The organism is Pseudomonas sp. LBUM1674, from assembly GCF_059695635.1.
In genome coordinates this window covers 870051-889813 of sequence record NZ_CP166779.1, presented here as the reverse complement: position 1 = coordinate 889813, position 19763 = coordinate 870051, and the positions used below count along the sequence as shown (strand labels likewise).

Sequence of the window (19763 nt, the reverse complement as noted above, 5' to 3'; positions counted from 1 at the left end):
GCCAAGCGTCCGTCAGGCCTTTCACACAGCACCGCCGCGCTGCCTTACACTGCGCCCCATGAAGACCATCCCCCACACGCAAATCGCCGAACCGGCGGTCACTTGCTCGACCTGCGCAGCGTGCTGCTGCCAGCTAGAAGTCATGCTGATCACCGACACCGGTGTGCCCGAGCGGTTTATCGATACCGATGATTGGGGTGGGGAAGTCATGCTGCGTCTGGATGACGGCTGGTGCGCCGCGCTGGATCGCAACACCATGATGTGCACCATCTACGAAAAACGCCCGTTGATCTGCCGGGAGTTCGAGATGGGGGCTCCGGAATGCATCGATGAGCGCCAGGGGATAACCACGGCGTATCGCTGAATTCAACATCACCGAAGATCCAGTGTGGGAGCGGCGGTGCGACGATTCGACTTGCTCGCGAAAGCGGTGTATCAGTCGACAGAAATGCTGAATGGCACACCGCTTTCGCGAGCAAGCCCGCTCCCACATTAACCGAGGGTTACAACGGCATCGTGTAATGCAGCGCGTAGCTTTCCACACCGTTGTTCGGACTGCTGATCCCGGCATTGGAGTAGTGCGTCGCACGAATCCCGACTTCATGTCCGCCCGCAAAGCGCAGGCCAAAGCCGAACCGGTCTTCAAACTGGAACGCACTGCCGAGCTGGTTGTTTTCGACTTCGGTATTGGCGAATGCCGCTACGCCAACGCCCAACTCCACGTAAGGCTTGACGTTCTGTCCGGCAAACTCGTAAACCAGCACCGGCGAGAACGACAGGCTGTGGTTGCTGGAACTCTTGTCGCCTTCCCAATAGGTGTAGGCGCCACTCCAGTAACCGGTCAAACGACCGACGTCACTTTGCAGCCAGCTCTTGTCCCAATCGAATTGCATGCCCAGCCGATAGGTCATGGTCGACTCGCTGGTCTGGCCGAGCGCGAACTCTACGCCTGCCGCCTGAGCGGTAAAACTGTGCCCCATTAGTGCGGCCGCAATCGCGGCCAAGCAGAATAGTCGCTTCATTAGAAACATCCTTTTCCGAACGAGTATCGTGTGGTTTTTTTTGTATCTCTCGATAGAACTATAGAAGTCGACGTTTAATCAGAAGTTCACCCAATTACTCGTTTTCCCCAAGATTTATCTACTGGTTGAAGCTTTGCACAACCCCCGAGGTATTCCACAGTATCGGCAAGATATTTCTGAAATGCTCCGGATCGGCACTCGTCCAGAATTGCGCAGCACGCGCAGCCCCATCGGCCAGCAATTCGCGCTCGGTCAACAGACGCTGTAGTTGCCGTGCCACCGCGGCGCCGGTGTCGATCAAGCTGATGTCCTCAGGGATCATCTGCTTTAGCAATGGCTTTAGGAAGGGGTAATGCGTGCAGCCGAGAATTATCGTGTCGCAACCCGCGGCAAGCAGCGGCCCGACATACCTGGCCAGCAACTCACGCAGGGCAGGACTGTGCAGATCACCGTTTTCAATCAACTCCACCAGCCCGGGACACGGTTGAGTGATCACCCGCACGTCCGTGGCGAAGCGATCGAGTAACGCGGCAAATTTGGCACTCTGCAACGTGCCGGTGGTGGCCAGGACACCGACCACGCCACTGCGGGTAGCCGCGGCGGCGGGTTTGACCGCCGGCTCCATACCGACAATCGGCCACTGGGGATAATCGCGCCGCAAATCCGCAACACCGGCGACCGTGGCCGTGTTGCACGCCAGCACCAGGGCCTTGGCACCCTGCTGCTGAAAAAATTCGGCCATTACACTGCAACGGTGCCGGATGAACTCCGGCGTTTTTTCGCCATAGGGAACATTGCCGCAATCGGCAACGTATAGCAGTGACTCATTGGGCAGTAAACGCTGGATCTCGGCCAGCACCGAAAGCCCACCGACGCCGGAGTCGAACACGCCGATTGGCGCTTCACGCATGGGCGGTACCACAGACGCTGCAACCCGGATCACGCTTGACCCGCAGCTCACGGAAACGCGTGCCCAAGGCATCGATCAACAACAGACGCCCCACCAGCGGCTCGCCGAAACCCACCAACAGTTTCATGGCTTCCAGCGCCTGGAGGCTGCCCACCAGCCCAACCAGAGGCCCGACCACGCCGGCTTCACTGCACGTCAGTTCGGCTTCGCTGCCGTGCCCGTATAAACAGTGGTAACACGGACTGTCCGGACGCCGAGGGTCGAACACCGACAATTGCCCTTCGAGGCGAATCGCCGCGCCGCTGACCAACGGCTTGCGCGCAGCAACACAGGCGGCGTTGACCGCTTCACGGGTAGAAAAATTATCCGAACAGTCCAACACCAGATCCACTGCGCCCACGGCGGCGGCCAGGGAGTCTTCGTCCAGCGCCGCGCGATGGGCAATCAACTGAATCTCGGGATTGATCGCGCCTAGACGGCGGATGGCCGAGTCGACCTTGCTGACCCCGACGCTATCCGTGTCATGGATGATCTGGCGTTGCAGGTTGGTCAGGTCGACGCTGTCGAAGTCGGCCAGATGCAGTTCACCGACCCCGGCGGCGGCCAGGTACAGTGCCACCGGTGAGCCAAGACCACCAAGACCGATGATCAACACGCGGCTTTCCTTGAGTCGCAACTGACCATCGATATCGACGTGTTGCAACAGAATCTGCCGGCTATAGCGCAACAATTCCTGATCATTCAGCATGGCAGGCGCCCCAGACTGATGCGTTCGTGACCGCCCAGATCGGTGCGGCTGTGGACGTGTTCAAAGCCGTGGAGCAGCAGCAAATCGCGTACTGCGCTGGCTTGATCATAACCATGTTCGAGCATCAGCCAGCCACCCGCCTCAAGATAATCCGGCGCCTGGGCGACGATCAGACGCAGATCGTCGAGCCCGTCGACACCGGCCACCAGGGCACTGGCCGGTTCGAAGCGGACGTCGCCCTCGACCAGATGCGGATCGGTGGACGCGATGTAGGGCGGGTTGCTGATGATCATTTGAAAGCGCTGACCTTGCAGCGCGCTGAACCAATGACTGCTCAGTACCGTGGCGTTGTTCAGGTGCAGACGCTGACGATTGCGCTCGGCCAGGGCCACGGCTTCGAGCACGCGATCCACGGCCGTGACCTTCCACGCCGGACGCTCGCTGGCCAGGGCCAGGGCAATGGCGCCGCTGCCGGTGCCCAGATCGAGCACACTGGCAGGGGTCGCCGGCAGCAATTCCAGCGCGGCTTCCACCAGCAGCTCGGTGTCCGGGCGCGGGATCAGCGTGTGCGGCGCCACTTCCAGATCGAGTTTCCAGAAACCTTGCTGGCCAAGAATGTACGCCACCGGTTCTCCGCCACGACGACGCTGCAAAAAACCGGCAAACGTCAATGCGGCATCGCTCGGGACGATGCGCTCCGGCCAGGTGTGCAGGAAACTGCGGGATTTACCCAAAGCCGCTGCCAGCAGCAATTCGGCATCCAGACGCGCCGTGGGCGAGTCGGGCAAATCGGCGGCGCGCAACAAACTGGCAATGATCGTCATTTACTCACCTATGGCCGCCAATTGGTCGGCCTGGTATTCGGCCAGCAACGGCTCGATCACCGCATCGACGCCACCCGCGAGGATTTCGTCAAGAGAGTACAGCGTCAGGTTGACCCGATGGTCAGTCACCCGGCCCTGGGCAAAGTTGTAGGTGCGGATCCGCTCGGAACGATCTCCCGAACCCACCAGCAATTTGCGCTCGCTGGCAATGGCATTGGCGGCGGCGCTGGTTTGCTGGTCGTTGAGCTTGGCCGACAACCAGGACATCGCCCGTGCGCGGTTCTTGTGCTGGGAACGTTCTTCCTGGCACTCGACGACGATGCCGGACGGCAAGTGCGTGATGCGGATCGCCGAATCGGTCTTGTTGACGTGCTGACCGCCGGCACCGGAGGACTTGTAGGTATCAATCCGCAAATCGGACGGGTTGATCTCGATCGCTTCCTGCTCGTCCGGTTCGGGCAATACCGCCACGGTGCAAGCCGAGGTGTGGATACGCCCCTGGGATTCAGTGGCCGGAACCCGCTGCACGCGGTGTGCACCGGATTCGAATTTCAACTTGCCATAGACGTTGTCGCCTTCGACCCGGGCGATGACTTCTTTAAAGCCGCCGTGTTCGCCGATGTTCTCGGAGAGAATTTCTACCCGCCAGCCACGCCGTTCGGCGTAACGCGAATACATGCGGAACAGGTCGCCGGAGAAAATCGCCGCTTCGTCACCGCCGGTGCCGGCGCGGATTTCGAGGAACACGTTACGGCCGTCGTTCGGATCCTTGGGCAGCAGCATGCGTTGCAGGCTGGCTTCGATTTCGATCAGTTGCTCTTTGGTTTCGCGGACTTCTTCCACGGCCATTTCGCGCATGTCCGGGTCGCTGTCCTTGAGCAGTGCCTGGGCGCCTTCGAGGTCGCCTTGCACTTTGAGCAACTGTTTATAGGCTTCGACAATCGGCTCGATTTCCGCATATTCCTTGGAATAGGTGCGGAATTTGGCCTGATCGGAAATGACCTCGCCATCGCCAAGCAAGGCAGTCAATTCCTCGAAACGGTCCTGGAGGATGTCCAGCTTATTGAGCAGTGACGCTTTCATTGCGGTTTCTTATCCGAAAAGCTATCCGATGAGCCCTCACCGAGGGCAAAGAGTTCCTGGGCCATGGCCAGCGCATCGAGGCGACCTTCGGCAGAGAGCTTTTTCAATTGCACGCTTGGGGCGTGCAAGAGTTTATTGGTCAGGCCGCGTGCCAGTTGCACCAACACGTCTTCGGCGCTGCTGCCATTGGCCAGCATGCGCTGGGCCTTGAGCAATTCTTCGTCGCGCAGGCGCTCGCTTTGTTGACGATAAGCCTTGAGCACATCCACTGCCGCCAGTTCGCGCAGGCGGACCATGAAGTCTTCGGCACCGACCGAAACCATCTCCTCTGCCGCCTGGGCTGCACCCTGACGGCTCTTGAGGTTTTCGGCGACCACTTCGTGGAGATCGTCGACGCTATACAGGTAAACGTCGTCCAGTTCGCCGACTTCCGGCTCGATATCCCGCGGCACGGCGATATCCACCATGAAGATCGGCTTGTGCTTGCGTAACTTCAGGGCACTTTCTACCGCACCCTTGCCCAGGATCGGCAACTGGCTGGCCGTGGAACTGATGACGATGTCGCTGCGCACCAGTTCGGCCGGGATATCCGAGAGCAACACGGCGTGGGCGCCGAACTGCTCGGCCAGGATGCTCGCGCGCTCCAGCGTCCGGTTGGCGACCACAATGCGCTTCACACCCAACTCATGCAGATGGCGGGCGACCAGGGTAATGGTCTCGCCGGCGCCAATCAGCAAGGCCTGGCTGCGTTGCAAGTCGCTGAAAATCTGTTTGGCCAGGCTGACCGCGGCAAACGCCACGGACACCGGGTTCTCACCGATGGCGGTGTCGGTGCGCACTTGCTTGGCCGCATTGAACGTGGCCTGGAACAGCCGCCCGAGCAACGGACCGATGGTGCCGGCTTCGCGGGCCACGGCGTAGGCCGATTTCATCTGACCGAGAATCTGCGGTTCGCCCAACACCAGCGAATCGAGCCCGGAGGCCACCCGCATCATGTGACGAACTGCCGCATCATCTTCGTGCACATAAGCGCTCGCGCGCAGCTCTTCAAGGCTCAAATGGTGATAATCGGCCAGCCAGCGCAACACGATGTCAGCCGAAAGGTGATCCTGTTCTATATAGAGCTCACTGCGATTGCAGGTGGAGAGGATCGCAGCTTCGCGGCTGTCGGTGAGTCGGCAGAGCTGCTGCAAGGCCTCCACCAGCTGCTCAGGGGTAAAGGCCACGCGCTCGCGGACGTCTACTGAAGCAGTCTTGTGGTTGATACCGAGTGCAAGGAAGGCCATTCAAGGTCGCTGATGGTGACGTGAAGCCGGCAATTGTCCTACTTCGACAGAGCCAGAACAACTACTCGATCTCTATCGCCCTGGTAGACGATACCCAAGCGTGCGAGCGGTTCTTATTTACACAGGCAACGAGCTTCTGTGTAGGAGCTGCCGAAGGCTGCGATCTTTTGACTGTGATTTTTACAAACAAGATCAAAAGATCGCAGCCTTCGGCAGCTCCTACAGGGTGATCACGGGAAAATGGCGGGTCGGTTATGTTTGGCCGAAGGCTTGTGTCATGATGATCCGACCGCAGGTTAGTCGTCCTCTTCCTATATGAATAGATCCTCCGCGTTGCTCCTCGCTCTTGTCTTCCTCAGCGGCTGCCAGGCTTTGGCACCCGTTTCGCCGGACGGTACGCCGCCGGTCGAAGACAGCACTCCAGCCCCTGAAAAGCCCAAGGTATACAGCTCATTCAGCGAAGATACCGTCTTCAGCCTGTTGAGCGCCGAACTGGCTGGCCAGCGCAATCGCTTCGACATTGCCCTGGACAACTACGTGACCCAGGCGATCAACACCCAGGATCCGGGCATTTCCGAGCGGGCATTTCGTATCGCCGAGTATCTGGGCGCCGATCAGGCCGCGCTGGACACCGCGCTGATCTGGGCGAAAAACGCCCCGGACGACCTCGAGGCGCAACGGGCCGCCGCAGTGCAGCTGGCTCGCGCCGGGCGTTATGACGATTCGATGCACTACATGGAGAAAGTCCTGCAAGGCAAGGGCGACACGCATTTCGACTTCCTCGCCCTGTCCGCGGCCGATACCGATCAGGACACGCGCAACGGCTTGATGAAAAGCTTCGACCGTCTGTTGCAGCGCCACCCGAACAACAGCCAGCTGATTTTCGGCAAGGCCTTGCTGTTGCAACAGGACGGTGACGCCAAGGGCGCGCTGGGCCTGCTGGAAGACAATCCGCCGGACGAAGGAGAAATTGCCCCGATCCTGCTGCGCGCACGCCTGCTGCAATCGCTCGATCGTGGCGATGAAGCCTTGCCGCTGCTGAAAAAAAGCATCAAGCAGTACCCGGACGACAAACGCCTGCGCCTGACTTACGCGCGCATGCTGGTTGAACAGGACCGCATGGACGAGGCCAAAGTCGAGTTCTCGAGCCTGGTTCAGCAGTACCCGGAAGACGACGAACTGCGTTATTCGCTGGCACTGGTGTGCCTGGAAGCCAAGGCCTGGGACGAGGCCAAGGGTTATCTGGAAGACCTGATCGCCCGGGACAGCCATGTCGATTCGGCTCACTTGAATCTCGGCCGTATCGCTGAAGAGCGCAACGACCCCCAAGGTGCACTGATCGAGTACGCCCAGGTCAAACCCGGTAACGATTACCTGCCGGCACAATTGCGCCTGACCGATATCCTGATCAATAACGGCAAGACCGCCGAAGCCCAACGCCGTTTGGCGGCAGAGCGCGATGAACAGCCCGATTACGTCATTCAGTTGTATTTGATCGAAGCCGAAACCCTGGCCGCCAACAAACAGGGGGACAAGGCCTGGAAAGTCTTGCAGCAAGCCTTGGAGAAATACCCGGACGACTTGAATCTGCTGTACACCCGTGCCATGCAGGCGGAAAAACGCAATGACCTGGCGCAGATGGAAAAAGACCTGCGGCTGATCATCAAGCGCGACCCGGACAATGCGATGGCACTGAACGCCCTCGGTTATACCCTGTCCGACCGTACAACGCGTTACGCCGAAGCCAAGGCCTTGATCGAACAGGCGCACCAGATCAATCCGGAAGATCCGGCAGTACTCGACAGCCTCGGCTGGGTGAATTACCGCCTGGGCAATCTCGATGAGGCCGAACGTTACTTGCGCCTGGCGCTGGAGCGCTTCCCCGACCAGGAAGTCGCCGCTCACCTGGGCGAGGTCCTGTGGGCCAACGGCAAGCAACGCGAAGCCAGGCAAATCTGGGGCAAGTTCCTCAAGGAACAGCCCGACAGCCCTATCCTGCGCAGCACCATCAAGCGCCTGACCGGATCAGAGACTCTTTAAATTTATGTTCATACGCCACATCATCGTTTTCACCTTCATCGCCCTGCTCGCCGGTTGCGCGGGCTTCGGTGCCCGCGAATCGGTCCAGGGTCAAGGCAACCCGGCCCAATGGCGCGAGTACAAACAGCAGCTCACTGGCCTTGATGGCTGGCAGATCAACGGCAAGATCGGCATCCGCGCACCAAAAGATTCAGGCAGCGGCACGCTGTTCTGGCTCCAGCGGCAGGATTATTACGACATCCGCCTTTCCGGCCCCCTGGGGCGCGGTGCAGCTCGCTTGACCGGGCGCCCTGGCAAAGTCTCGCTGGAAGTTGCCAATCAGGGCCGCTATGACGCAACGACACCCGAAGCGCTGGTTGAAGAACAGCTCGGCTGGAAGTTGCCGGTGTCCAATCTGGCCTGGTGGGTGCGCGGGCTTCCGGCCCCGGACAGCAAAAGTCGCCTGACCCTGGACACCGACAGCCGTCTGGCCAATCTCGAACAGGATGGCTGGCAGGTGGAGTACCTCAGTTACGCCGAGCAAAACGGTTATTGGCTGCCCGAGCGCATCAAACTGCATGGCACCGACCTTGACGTCACGTTGGTGATCAAGGAATGGCAACCTCGCAAACTGGGGCAATGACCATGACCGCTCCTCGCTTGACGCTGCCCTCCCCGGCCAAACTCAATCTGATGCTGCACATCCTTGGTCGCCGTGAAGACGGTTACCACGAACTGCAGACCATTTTTCAGTTTCTCGATTACGGCGATGAAATCACCTTTGCCGTGCGCGACGATGGCGTAATTCGTTTGCACACCGAATTCGACGGTGTACCGCACGACAGTAATCTGATCGTTCGGGCGGCAAAAAAACTTCAAGCGCAATCCGGCTGTTCGCTCGGTATCGACATCTGGATCGAAAAAATCCTGCCCATGGGCGGTGGAATCGGTGGCGGCAGCTCCAATGCCGCGACGACTTTGCTCGGTTTGAATCATCTCTGGCAACTGGATTGGGATGAGGATCGACTGGCCGTGCTGGGCTTGACGCTGGGCGCCGATGTCCCGGTTTTCGTGCGTGGCCACGCGGCTTTTGCCGAAGGCGTGGGGGAGAAACTGACCCCTGTAGACCCCGAAGAACCGTGGTATGTCGTGCTTGTGCCGCAAGTATCTGTAAGTACAGCAGAAATTTTTTCAGATCCGTTGTTGACACGTAACTCTTCTCCCATTAAAGTGCGCCCCGTTCCCAAGGGAAACAGTCGAAATGACTGCTTACCGGTGGTAGCAAGGCGTTATCCAGATGTACGTAACGCTTTGAATTTGTTAGGTAAATTTACCGAAGCAAAACTCACCGGAACTGGAAGTTGTGTGTTTGGGGGCTTCCCAAGCAAAGCTGAAGCTGATAAAGTCTCGGCCCTTCTTACAGAGACCCTTACAGGGTTTGTAGCAAAAGGAAGCAACGTTTCGATGTTGCATCGCAAGCTGCAAGGTCTGCTCTAAAGGAACCGAGTACTGGGTACTCGTTGCAACAGATACAGGGGCGTCGCCAAGCGGTAAGGCAGCAGGTTTTGATCCTGCCATGCGTTGGTTCGAATCCAGCCGCCCCTGCCATTTTCTATACTCATCCAGGTTACCCTCAGCCTCTAGGTACTGCGCGTGTCCAAGATGATGGTCTTTACGGGGAATGCTAACCCCGATCTGGCTCGGCGTGTCGTACGTCAGCTGCATATCCCTCTCGGTGACATCTCTGTCGGTAAGTTCTCCGACGGCGAAATTACTGCCGAGATCAATGAAAACGTCCGCGGTAAAGATGTCTTCATTATTCAGCCGACTTGCGCTCCGACCAACGATAACCTGATGGAACTGGTAGTGATGGCTGATGCCTTCCGCCGCTCCTCGGCTACTCGTATCACTGCTGTTATTCCTTACTTTGGTTATGCCCGTCAGGATCGCCGTCCGCGCTCCGCACGTGTGGCTATCAGCGCGAAAGTTGTCGCTGACATGCTTACCGTAGTCGGCATCGACCGTGTTCTCACGGTTGATCTGCATGCTGACCAGATCCAGGGCTTCTTCGATATTCCGGTAGATAACATCTACGGCTCCCCGGTATTGGTGGATGACATTGAAGATCAGCGCTTCGAAAACCTGATGATCGTGTCCCCGGACATTGGCGGCGTCGTGCGTGCACGTGCCGTTGCCAAATCCCTGGGTGTGGATCTCGGGATCATCGACAAACGCCGTGAGAAAGCCAATCACTCTGAAGTGATGCATATCATCGGTGATGTCGAAGGGCGTACCTGTATTCTGGTCGATGACATGGTCGATACCGCCGGCACCCTGTGCCACGCGGCCAAGGCCCTGAAAGAGCATGGCGCTGCCAAGGTTTTCGCCTACTGCACACACCCTGTGCTGTCCGGTCGGGCGATCGAAAACATTGAAAATTCCATGCTGGACGAACTGGTGGTGACTAACACCATCCCGTTGTCCGCTGCTGCTCAAGCCTGCTCGCGTATCCGTCAACTGGATATCGCGCCGGTGGTTGCCGAAGCGGTCCGCCGCATCAGCAATGAAGAATCGATCAGCGCGATGTTCCGTTAAGGGCGCTGCCCTTCTCGACTATCTCGTTGACGAAAAGCGCCCCGCCCCGGCATTCCTGTCGGGGCGGGGCTTTTTTGCCCATATCGCCTTTAGCGCTGGTCGCAAACGCTGGGGCGAATGTGGTTATTTTGGAGATACAACATGAACGATTTTACTCTGAATGCTGAAGTGCGTTCCGACCTGGGGAAAGGTGCGAGCCGCCGCCTGCGTCGTCTCGCAAGCCTGGTACCAGCTGTAGTTTACGGTGGCGAAAAAGCCCCTGAATCCATCAGCATGCTGGCTAAAGAAGTTGCCAAACTGCTCGAAAACGAAGCGGCTTACAGCCACATCATCGAGCTGAACGTTGGCGGCACCAAGCAAAACGTAATCATCAAAGCTCTGCAGCGTCACCCGGCCAAAGGCCACGTGCTGCACGCCGACTTCGTACGCGTTGTAGCTGGCCAGAAACTGACCGCTATCGTGCCTGTACACTTTGTTGGTGAAGAAGCTCCGATCAAGAAAGGCGGCGAAATTTCGCACGTTGTTTCGGAAATCGAAGTGACCTGCCTGCCGAAAGACCTGCCTGAATTCATCGAAGTCGACCTGGCTGACGCCGAAATCGGCTCGATCATTCACCTGTCCGACCTCAAAGCCCCTAAAGGCGTTGAGTTTGTTGCTCTGGCACACGGTGACGACAAGGCAGTTGCCAACGTTCACGCTCCACGTGTTGCTCCAGAAGCTACCGAAGAAGGCGCAGCAGAGTAATTCACTCTGTGATGCCGGAGTGATCAAGTAACATCGCGGACTGGAACGTAGCGAGAAAGCGGGCGAGAACGCGGAGTTTACATAATGGTAAATGAGCACTTGTCGTCCACTTTCGCCGCACACACCGATTGCGGCGATGTTATCCACCACTCCAAGGAAGGGCCCCTATCGTGACCGCCATCAAACTGATCGTTGGCCTGGGAAATCCAGGCGCTGAATACGAACAGACCCGGCATAACGCAGGGGCCCTTTTTGTTGAGCGCATCGCGAACGCACAAGGCGTAAATCTTGTGGCGGATCGCAAATATTTCGGCCTGACCGGGCGCTATTCGCATCAGGGTCAGGATGTTCGTCTGCTGATTCCCACCACGTACATGAACCGCAGCGGCCAGGCCGTAGCGGCACTCGCTGGTTTCTTCCGCATCAAGCCTGAAGAAATCCTCGTGGCGCACGACGAACTCGACCTGCCTCCGGGCGTTGCCAAGCTCAAACAGGGCGGCGGCCACGGCGGTCACAACGGGTTGCGCGACATCATCGCGCAACTGGGCAATCAGAATACCTTTCACCGCTTGCGGCTTGGCATTGGCCACCCGGGCGTTGCCAGTATGGTTTCAAATTTCGTCCTGGGTCGTGCGCCACGCGCCGAACAGGAAAAACTCGATGCCAGCATCGACTTTGCCCTCGGCGTGCTGCCGGATATCCTCGCCGGGGAATGGAACCGCGCGATGAAAAACCTGCACAGCCAGAAGGCCTGACTTTTACCCGAGGGGAAACACCATGGGATTCAATTGCGGCATCGTCGGCCTGCCTAACGTCGGCAAGTCCACCCTGTTCAACGCCCTGACCAAATCCGGGATCGCGGCCGAGAACTTCCCCTTCTGCACCATCGAACCGAACACCGGTATCGTGCCGATGCCGGATCCGCGTCTGGAAGCCCTGGCGGCCATCGTTAATCCCAAGCGCATCCTGCCGACCACCATGGAATTCGTCGACATCGCCGGCCTGGTGGCTGGCGCCTCGAAAGGTGAAGGCCTGGGCAACAAGTTCCTGGCCAACATCCGTGAAACCGATGCCATCGCCCACGTAGTCCGCTGCTTCGAAGACGAGAACGTGATTCACGTCTCCAACAGCGTCGACCCGAAACGCGACATCGAGATCATCGACCTGGAACTGATCTTCGCCGACCTCGACAGCTGCGAGAAGCAACTGCAGAAAGTCACCCGCAACGCCAAGGGGGGCGACAAGGACGCCGTGGTCCAGAAAGCCATGCTGGAGCAATTGATCGCTCACTTCACACTCGGCAAGCCAGCGCGCACCCTGATGAAGAGCATGAACGCCGACGAGAAAGCGGTGATTCGTGGTTTCCACCTGCTGACCACCAAGCCGGTCATGTACATCGCCAACGTCGCGGAAGACGGGTTCGAGAACAACCCGCTGCTGGACATCGTCAAGGCCATCGCCGAAGAAGAAGGCGCCATGGTGGTTCCGGTCTGCAACAAGATCGAAGCCGAAATCGCCGAGCTGGACGACGGCGAAGAGAAAGACATGTTCCTCGAAGCCCTGGGCCTGGAAGAGCCTGGCTTGAACCGCGTGATCCGCGCCGGTTACGAGATGCTGCACCTGCAGACCTACTTCACCGCCGGTGTCGAAGAAGTCCGCGCCTGGACCGTCCGCGTCGGTGCCACCGCGCCACAAGCCGCCGGCGTGATCCACACCGACTTCGAAAAAGGCTTCATCCGCGCCGAAGTCATCGCCTATGACGACTTCATCCAGTACAAGGGCGAAGCCGGCACCAAGGAAGCTGGTAAATGGCGTCTGGAAGGCAAGGACTACATCGTTAAAGACGGTGACGTGATGCACTTCCGTTTCAACGTCTAAGTTTTCAGGACGAAGCACCCGCCCAAGAAAAAGCCGCGTTCGATACGCGGCTTTTTTGTGCCTGAAAGATTTATCCGCCCCACCGCCGATCAACTGTGGGAGCGAGCTTGCTCCGGGCGGCGTTCCGACGATAGCGGACTGCCAGCCAAATGAAATGTTGACTGATACACCGTCGTCGCGAGCAAACTCGCTCCCACAGGGGGCTTTGTATGGCTCAGGCTTTTCTGGTTCTTGGCAGGAAGATCGCCAGCACGCCAAACAACGGCAGGAACGAACACAGGTAGTACACGTACTCGATGCCGTGAACATCCGCCAGATACCCCAGCAACGCCGCACCAATCCCGCCAAAACCGAACATCAAGCCGAAGAACACCCCGGCAATCATCCCGACATTGCCCGGCACCAACTCCTGGGCATACACCACGATGGCCGAAAACGCCGAAGCAAGGATGAAGCCGATCACCACGCTGAGAATGCTGGTCCACAACAGGTCGACATGAGGCAGGATCAGGGTGAAAGGCGCCACACCAAGAATCGAGAACCAGATCACTGCCTTACGCCCGATCTTGTCGCCGATCGGCCCGCCGAAGAAGGTCCCCGCCGCCACCGCTCCGAGAAACAGGAACAGATGCAGCTGTGAACTGGCCACCGAGAGGTCAAATTTCTCGATCAGGTAAAAGGTGAAGTAGCTGGTCAAACTGGACATGTAGAAATACTTGGAGAACACCAGCAACCCCAGCACCACCAAGGCACTGATCACCCGGTTTTTCGACAAGCCGTGCGTCGCCGCCTGACCCTGCTTGAGCTTGAACAGACTCAAGTGATTGGCGTACCAGCGACTGATCCGGTAGAGCACGAACAGCGCAAATACCGCGAACAATCCAAACCAGGCCACATGGCCCTGACCGAAAGGAATGATGATTGCTGCGGCGAGCAACGGACCGAAGGCCGACCCGGCATTGCCACCGACCTGAAAAGTCGATTGCGCCAGGCCGAAACGCCCGCCCGAAGCCAGTCGCGCCACGCGAGACGCTTCCGGGTGGAAGGTCGAGGAGCCGATGCCGATCAGCCCTGCTGCCAGCAGGATCAACGGAAAAGTACCGACCACCGACATCATCAGAATGCCGATCAGCGTGCACACCGTCCCGGCCGGCAGCAGCCAGGGCTTGGGATGGCGATCGGTGTGGTAACCGACCCACGGCTGCAGCAGCGAGGCCGTCAGCTGAAACGTCAGGGTGATCAGGCCGACCTGGGTGAAGGTCAGGCCATAGTTGGCCTTGAGCATCGGGTAAATCGACGGCAGCACCGACTGGATCAGGTCGTTGATCAAATGCGCCAGGGCCACGGCGCCGATGATGCGCATGACCAAAGGGCTGCTTTGTGAAGTCGCGGATGCCGGCTGAGCGCCGGTCTGGACATTGCTGAGAGCCATGAGAATTTCCGTACAGCGGATGGGTGCACACAGGCAGGTGCGTCAATGTGCCATTTTTCAGTGCCGCAGCGCCATCCCCTTAGCCTGCTAACGACATCGCTACGCTTGCTCGAAGACGCCCGGGCGGTGAACCAGGCAGCGGGCACCCTGAGCCAGGACAGCAAGGCCGTGAGCGCAAATACCGGGAGATTACAGCTCAATTGATGCCCTCCCCCGACCCGACTTTTCGGCCCAGAGGGATAAGCGGTTGAAAGCGCAGAGAAATATTTTATATTTACGCTTGACGCATTGTCGTTTGCGGTGAATAATGCGCGCCACTTGGCTACATAGCTCAGTTGGTTAGAGCATAGCATTCATAATGCTGGGGTCCGGGGTTCAAGTCCCTGTGTAGCCACCAAGTACTAAAAACGGCTTACCGAAAGGTAGGCCGTTTTTTTATGCCTGGAGAAAAGTGGCCAGAACCGCTGAGCGCTGAGCACCCGCATCTTCCGCCGGCATGACTGTGTGGGCTGCCTTCGGCATGAGTGCGGACCATTCCCGGTGCCCTCCCCCTACAGAAAATTCGCTGACGCATGAAGGACAAATGCATCTTTGCCGTGGGCCATGGTTTGCGTCACTCGCTGTCGGCCGATAAAGTCCTCGGATCTTTTCCCACGGACGGAGTGCCCCGCGTGTTCTCAGCCTTTGACTTGAGCCGCTATCGCCTGTCAGCGCTGTCGCTGATTGCCACCGCTTCGATTCTTGCAGCGTGCAATGCCCCGCCCACTTCGACGTTGCCGGTCGCACCGGAAGCCGCCTCGGGCTATCGCACCGACCTGCACACCAGGCACGCCTCGAAACACATGGCGGCAGCGGCCAATCCTCTGGCGGCCGAAGCCGGGCGAGAGATACTGCGCCGAGGCGGTTCGGCCATCGATGCAGCCATTGCGATGCAAGCCGTACTGACGCTGGTCGAGCCGCAGTCCTCGGGCATCGGCGGCGGTGCGTTGATCGTGCTCTGGGATGGCAAGACCGTGCGCACTTACGACGGTCGCGAAACCGCACCGGCCGGCGCCACCGAGACACTCTTCCTGCAGGCCGACGGCCAACCGATGCCATTCACCCAGGCGCAGATCGGTGGTCGTTCCGTGGGCACGCCGGGGGTGTTGCGCGCACTTGAACTGGCTCATCACAAACACGGCCGCCTGCCATGGGCACAGCTGTTCGAGCCGGCGATCGAACTCGCCGAGCAAGGCTTCGCCATCTCGCCGCGCCTGCACCGATTGATTGCAGCGGACTCGTCCGTCAGCCGCTCGCCGGACATGGCGGCGTATTTTCTCAATGCCGATGGCAGCCCGAAAGCCGCGGGCACACAACTGAAAAACCCGGCACTGGCTGCCGTGTACAAACGCATCGCCAAGGAGGGTCCCGATGCGCTGTACAAAGGCCCCGTCGCCCAAGAGATCGTCGCCAAGGTTCAAGGCCATGCCAACCCCGGCAGCCTTTCGCTGAACGATCTTCAAGGCTACAGCGCCAAGGAACGCGCGCCGCTGTGCACCGACTACAAACGCTGGCAAGTCTGCGGCATGCCACCGCCGTCGTCGGGCGGGATCGCCGTGGCGCAGATCCTCGGCACCTTGCAGGCCCTGGAAACCCGCGATCCGCGGTTGGCCCTGGCGCCCTTGAAACCGCTCAAGACGGACAAGCCTGCGGGGCTCGAGCCGCCCCCTCACGCCGTGCACCTGATCGCCGAAGCCGAGCGCCTGGCCTACGCCGACCGCGCGCAGTATGTCGCCGACACGGACTTCGTGCCCGTCCCCGTCAAAGGTCTGGTAGACCCGATCTACCTGGCCAGCCGCGCCGCCCTGATCGGTGACCGCAGCATGGGCATGGCCAAACCCGGCACGCCACCGGGCATCCGGGTCGCCTATGCGCCGGACCGTTCGCCGCTGCGCATCTCCACCTCGCAAGTGGTGGCGGTCGACGACCTGGGCGGTGCGGTGTCGATGACCACCACCGTCGAATCCGCCTTCGGTTCGCACCTGATGGTGCAGGGCTTCCTGCTCAACAACCAGATGACCGACTTCTCGTTCATCCCCGAAGAGAACGGGCAGAAGGTCGCCAACCGCGTCGAGCCCGGCAAGCGTCCGCGTTCGTCCATGGCACCGACCTTGATCTTCGACCGCCAGAGTGGCGAATTCCTCGCCACCCTCGGCTCCCCCGGCGGCTCGCAGATCATTGAATACGTCGCCAAATCCACCATCGGCCTGCTCGACTGGAACCTCGACCCGCAAACCGCCATCGCCCTGCCCAACTTCGGCAGCCGCAATGGCCCGACGGAGCTGGAACGGGGACAGTTCAGCGCCGGGCTGATCCAGGCATTGAAGGACAAAGGCCACAACGTGACCGAGATCGACATGACCAGCGGAACCCAGGCGATTGTTCGGGTCAAGGATGCGCAGGGGAAAGCAGCGCTGGCGGGTGGGGCGGATCCGCGGCGTGAGGGGGAAGCGTTGGGGGATTGATTCGTGCACTGGAACGCGAAAGGGCTTACCGGGAGGTAGGCCCTTTTTTATGGATAACCAAAGTCAGGCTGGCACATACAGCCTAACGCGAGATCTTCAGCGCCTGTCGCGCCTTGTGCTTCTCCAGCGCCAGCTCGATCAGACGGCTGACCAGCTCGCTGTAGGTCATCCCGGTGGCCTGCCACAGCTTGGGGTACATGCTGATGCGGGTGAAGCCGGGGAGCGAGTTGATCTCGTTGATCAGCACTTCACCGCTGTCAGTCAGGAATACATCGACCCGCGCCAGCCCGGAACAGCCCAACACCTGAAACGCCTCGACGGCCAGCGCGCGAATGCGTTCGCTGGCCTCAGTGCTGATGTTGGCCGGGACCACCACCTCAGCCGCCTGATCGTCGATATATTTACTGTCGTAGGAATAGAACCCGCTGCGCACCACGATCTCGCCACAACCGCTGGCGATGGCGTCCTCGTTGCCAAGTACCGCGCATTCGATTTCGCGGCCGCTGACGGCAGACTCGACCAGGACTTTTTCATCGAAATCCAGTGCCAGTTCGATCGCCGCCACGTACTCGGCTTCATCGCTCACCTTGCTCACGCCCACGGAAGAGCCCTGGTTCGCCGGTTTGACGAACAGTGGCAGGCCGAGCTTGCCCTGGACCTCGGCGAACCCGGTGCGCGCCGCCGTGGCCCGGGTCAGGGTCACGAACGGCGTGACCGCCAGGCCGGCATCACGCAGCAGGCGCTTGCTGATGTCCTTGTCCATGCAGACCGCCGAACCGAGCACATCGGAGCCGACGAACGGCAGGTCGGCCATGCGCAGCAAACCTTGCAGGCAACCGTCTTCACCCAGGGTGCCGTGGACGATCGGGAAGATCACGTCGACATGGCCCAGCAGTTCCTGACTGGAGGTTTCGACCAATTGCTGGCTGGCCTTGCCCGGCACGACGGCGAGCTCGCGGTTGGACTGGTTGAGGGCGATCAGCGCAGGATTTTCCTGGTTGAGCAGGAAGTTCGACGGATCGTTAAGGTGCCAGTGGCCTTGCTTGTCGATACCGATCAGCACCGGCTCGAAACGCGCACGATCCAGCGCATCGACAATATTTTTCGCCGACTGCAACGACACTTCGTGCTCGGCCGAACGGCCTCCGAAAATAATCCCCACCCGCAGCTTGCTCATTCAAGACTCCTCAGCGATTGGCCATCCGATTACATAACGCTCGCGGCCGGGCAACTTCCGGTACGCGGCATCCGCGCGCCGAAATACGCCGCAGTGCTCACGCCAACAACGCCCATCACCGCACTGAAAATCACACAGATCCACGGGCTCCATGGCATCAGACCGATCAACAGCAGCGGGGTGACACTCGCCCACGCGGCGTAGGCAATGTTGTAAGTGAAGGAGATGCCCGAGACACGAATCCGCGCCGGAAACAGGCTGACCATCACCGACGGCACCGCGCCCACCACCCCGCAACCGAGGCCGGCCACCGCGTATGCCAGACCGATCCAGCTGCCACCGACGATCAGGCAGGTATAGAGCACGCCGATGCCCAACGGCAGCAGCAGGCTATAGAGCATCACTGTGCGCCAGGCGCCGATGCGGTCAACGAGCAGCCCGGCGAGCACACAACCGATGTTAAGGAAAACGATGCCCAGCGCGCTCAGGGCGAAGGTATGGCTGGCCGTCATGCCGAAGGATTTCTGCATCATGGTCGGGGTGATGACCACGAACACCACCACTGCCGAGGTCAGCACGCAGGTGAGGAGCATCGCCGGCAGCATGGCCAGGCGATGTTCACGCAAGACTGTGCGCAGCGGCAATTCGACCGCGGCATCGCGCTGGGCCTGCATGGCCATGAACACCGGGGTCTCGCTGAGCCAGCGACGCAGCCAGACGCCAATCACACCAAACACACCGCCCAGCAGGAACGGATAACGCCAGGCGTAATCAAGGATTTCCGCCGGGGTGAACGCCTGGGCGAGAAAGGTCGCCGTCAGGGCGCCGATCAGATAGCCAAAGGTCAGGCCGGCCTGCAGGAAACCGAGGGCATAACCGCGATGGCCCACGGGTGCGTGCTCGGCGACGAACACCCAGGCGCTCGGCACTTCCCCGCCGACTGCGGCCCCCTGCAGGATTCGCAGGGCCAATAGCAGCAGCGGGGCGAAATAGCCGATTTGCGCATAGGTCGGCATGATGCCGATCAGCAGGCACGGCAGCGCCATCATCAGGATGCTCAGGCTGAAGACTTTCTTGCGTCCCAGCCGGTCGGCGAAATGCGCCATCAAGATCCCGCCCAAGGGCCGTGCCAGATAACCGGTGGCGAAAATCCCGAAGCTTTGCAGCAAGCGCAGCCATTCGGGCATTTCCGGCGGAAAGAACAGCTGGCTGAGGGTCAGCGCGAAAAACACGAAAATGATGAAGTCGTAGATTTCCAGCGCGCCACCCAAGGCTGCAAGGCCAAGGGTCTTGTAGTCGGAGCGGGTGAACGGCGCCGGGCGCGAATCGGTATTGGCAGTCATGAACAGAACTCTGGCACAGGTCAAAAACCAAGGCGCACATGGTCTACGCAAACGCGCCAGCGGACAACCCGTTAGACCAAAGTCCAATACTGGTAAAACTTGGTCACAAAAAAAGGTCGATTGAATTACTGTTGGCAGCTGTTCAGACGGGCCTGTGTGGCCCTGAAGACCTCAATAAACATAAAAATCCGAGGTACT

At 59.6% G+C, this 19763-nt stretch carries 18 protein-coding genes and 2 tRNA genes; 11 read left to right on the top strand and 9 right to left on the bottom strand.

Features of this window, described 5'->3' with window-relative positions:
- Positions 1–58: 58 nt before the first annotated feature.
- Positions 59–364: a YkgJ family cysteine cluster protein gene (locus tag ACA067_RS04090; RefSeq protein ID WP_008153413.1), complete on the top strand. Its 306-nt coding sequence runs from the start codon at positions 59–61 to the stop codon at positions 362–364.
- Between the two features lie 139 nt (positions 365–503).
- Here ACA067_RS04090 and ACA067_RS04085 read toward each other — a convergent pair whose 3' ends face one another.
- From ACA067_RS04085 to hemA, 6 genes are all read right to left on the bottom strand, one after another.
- Positions 504–1022: an acyloxyacyl hydrolase gene (locus ACA067_RS04085; protein WP_497460706.1), complete on the bottom strand. Its 519-nt coding sequence runs from the start codon at positions 1020–1022 to the stop codon at positions 504–506.
- Between the two features lie 118 nt (positions 1023–1140).
- Entirely contained in the window at positions 1141–1932 is a 792-nt protein-coding gene (murI, locus tag ACA067_RS04080; RefSeq protein WP_497460705.1) for a glutamate racemase, read from the bottom strand.
- Positions 1925–2680, bottom strand: coding sequence for a molybdopterin-synthase adenylyltransferase MoeB (locus ACA067_RS04075; RefSeq protein WP_497460704.1), 756 nt, complete (start codon positions 2678–2680; stop codon positions 1925–1927). Before ACA067_RS04075 ends, murI begins: the two co-directional genes overlap by 8 nt.
- Positions 2674–3504: a peptide chain release factor N(5)-glutamine methyltransferase gene (gene prmC, locus ACA067_RS04070; RefSeq protein WP_497460703.1), complete on the bottom strand. Its 831-nt coding sequence runs from the start codon at positions 3502–3504 to the stop codon at positions 2674–2676. Before prmC ends, ACA067_RS04075 begins: the two co-directional genes overlap by 7 nt.
- A complete protein-coding gene (gene prfA, locus ACA067_RS04065) occupies positions 3505–4587 on the bottom strand; it encodes a peptide chain release factor 1 (protein ID WP_128873681.1) in 1083 nt (360 codons plus the stop codon). It abuts the gene before it with no gap.
- Positions 4584–5873 carry a glutamyl-tRNA reductase gene (hemA, locus tag ACA067_RS04060; RefSeq protein WP_497460702.1) on the bottom strand — a complete coding sequence of 430 codons (1290 nt, stop codon included), beginning with the start codon at positions 5871–5873 and terminating at the stop codon, positions 4584–4586. Before hemA ends, prfA begins: the two co-directional genes overlap by 4 nt.
- 315 nt (positions 5874–6188) lie before the next feature.
- On the opposite strand from hemA, the gene ACA067_RS04055 reads away from it, so the two are divergent.
- The 8 genes from ACA067_RS04055 (at position 6189) to ychF (ending at position 13109) form a co-directional block, all read left to right on the top strand.
- Positions 6189–7913 carry a tetratricopeptide repeat protein gene (locus ACA067_RS04055; RefSeq protein ID WP_497460701.1) on the top strand — a complete coding sequence of 575 codons (1725 nt, stop codon included), beginning with the start codon at positions 6189–6191 and terminating at the stop codon, positions 7911–7913.
- A gap of 4 nt (positions 7914–7917) precedes the next feature.
- Positions 7918–8535: a lipoprotein insertase outer membrane protein LolB gene (gene lolB, locus ACA067_RS04050; RefSeq protein WP_497460700.1), complete on the top strand. Its 618-nt coding sequence runs from the start codon at positions 7918–7920 to the stop codon at positions 8533–8535.
- 2 nt (positions 8536–8537) lie between these two features.
- Positions 8538–9389 carry a 4-(cytidine 5'-diphospho)-2-C-methyl-D-erythritol kinase gene (gene ispE, locus ACA067_RS04045; RefSeq protein WP_497460699.1) on the top strand — a complete coding sequence of 284 codons (852 nt, stop codon included), beginning with the start codon at positions 8538–8540 and terminating at the stop codon, positions 9387–9389.
- Between the two features lie 36 nt (positions 9390–9425).
- Positions 9426–9500: transfer RNA gene (locus ACA067_RS04040), tRNA-Gln, on the top strand.
- Positions 9501–9545: 45 nt separating this feature from the next.
- Complete coding sequence (locus ACA067_RS04035) at positions 9546–10487, top strand: ribose-phosphate pyrophosphokinase (RefSeq protein ID WP_003208392.1); 942 nt, start codon at positions 9546–9548, stop codon at positions 10485–10487.
- Positions 10488–10628: 141 nt separating this feature from the next.
- Positions 10629–11231, top strand: coding sequence for a 50S ribosomal protein L25/general stress protein Ctc (locus tag ACA067_RS04030; protein WP_497462727.1), 603 nt, complete (start codon positions 10629–10631; stop codon positions 11229–11231).
- A gap of 170 nt (positions 11232–11401) precedes the next feature.
- Positions 11402–11986: an aminoacyl-tRNA hydrolase gene (gene pth, locus ACA067_RS04025; RefSeq protein ID WP_046030136.1), complete on the top strand. Its 585-nt coding sequence runs from the start codon at positions 11402–11404 to the stop codon at positions 11984–11986.
- A 22-nt stretch (positions 11987–12008) separates the two neighbouring features.
- Positions 12009–13109: a redox-regulated ATPase YchF gene (ychF, locus tag ACA067_RS04020; RefSeq protein ID WP_497460698.1), complete on the top strand. Its 1101-nt coding sequence runs from the start codon at positions 12009–12011 to the stop codon at positions 13107–13109.
- A 214-nt stretch (positions 13110–13323) separates the two neighbouring features.
- On the opposite strand, the gene ACA067_RS04015 is transcribed toward ychF, so the two are convergent.
- A complete protein-coding gene (locus tag ACA067_RS04015; RefSeq protein ID WP_497460697.1) occupies positions 13324–14541 on the bottom strand; it encodes an MFS transporter in 1218 nt (405 codons plus the stop codon).
- A 320-nt stretch (positions 14542–14861) separates the two neighbouring features.
- On the opposite strand from ACA067_RS04015, the gene ACA067_RS04010 reads away from it, so the two are divergent.
- Together ACA067_RS04010 and ggt are read left to right on the top strand one after the other, a co-directional pair.
- Positions 14862–14938 (top strand) — tRNA-Met (locus tag ACA067_RS04010).
- Positions 14939–15212: 274 nt separating this feature from the next.
- A complete protein-coding gene (ggt, locus tag ACA067_RS04005) occupies positions 15213–17045 on the top strand; it encodes a gamma-glutamyltransferase (protein WP_497460696.1) in 1833 nt (610 codons plus the stop codon).
- 82 nt (positions 17046–17127) lie between these two features.
- Here the strand turns inward: ggt and ddlA are convergent, their stop codons facing one another.
- Together ddlA and ACA067_RS03995 are read right to left on the bottom strand one after the other, a co-directional pair.
- Positions 17128–18222 (bottom strand): D-alanine--D-alanine ligase, encoded by a 1095-nt coding sequence (gene ddlA, locus ACA067_RS04000; RefSeq protein ID WP_497460695.1) that lies wholly within the window; start codon positions 18220–18222, stop codon positions 17128–17130.
- 29 nt (positions 18223–18251) lie between these two features.
- Positions 18252–19565: an MFS transporter gene (locus ACA067_RS03995; protein ID WP_497460694.1), complete on the bottom strand. Its 1314-nt coding sequence runs from the start codon at positions 19563–19565 to the stop codon at positions 18252–18254.
- Positions 19566–19763: the final 198 nt, after the last annotated feature.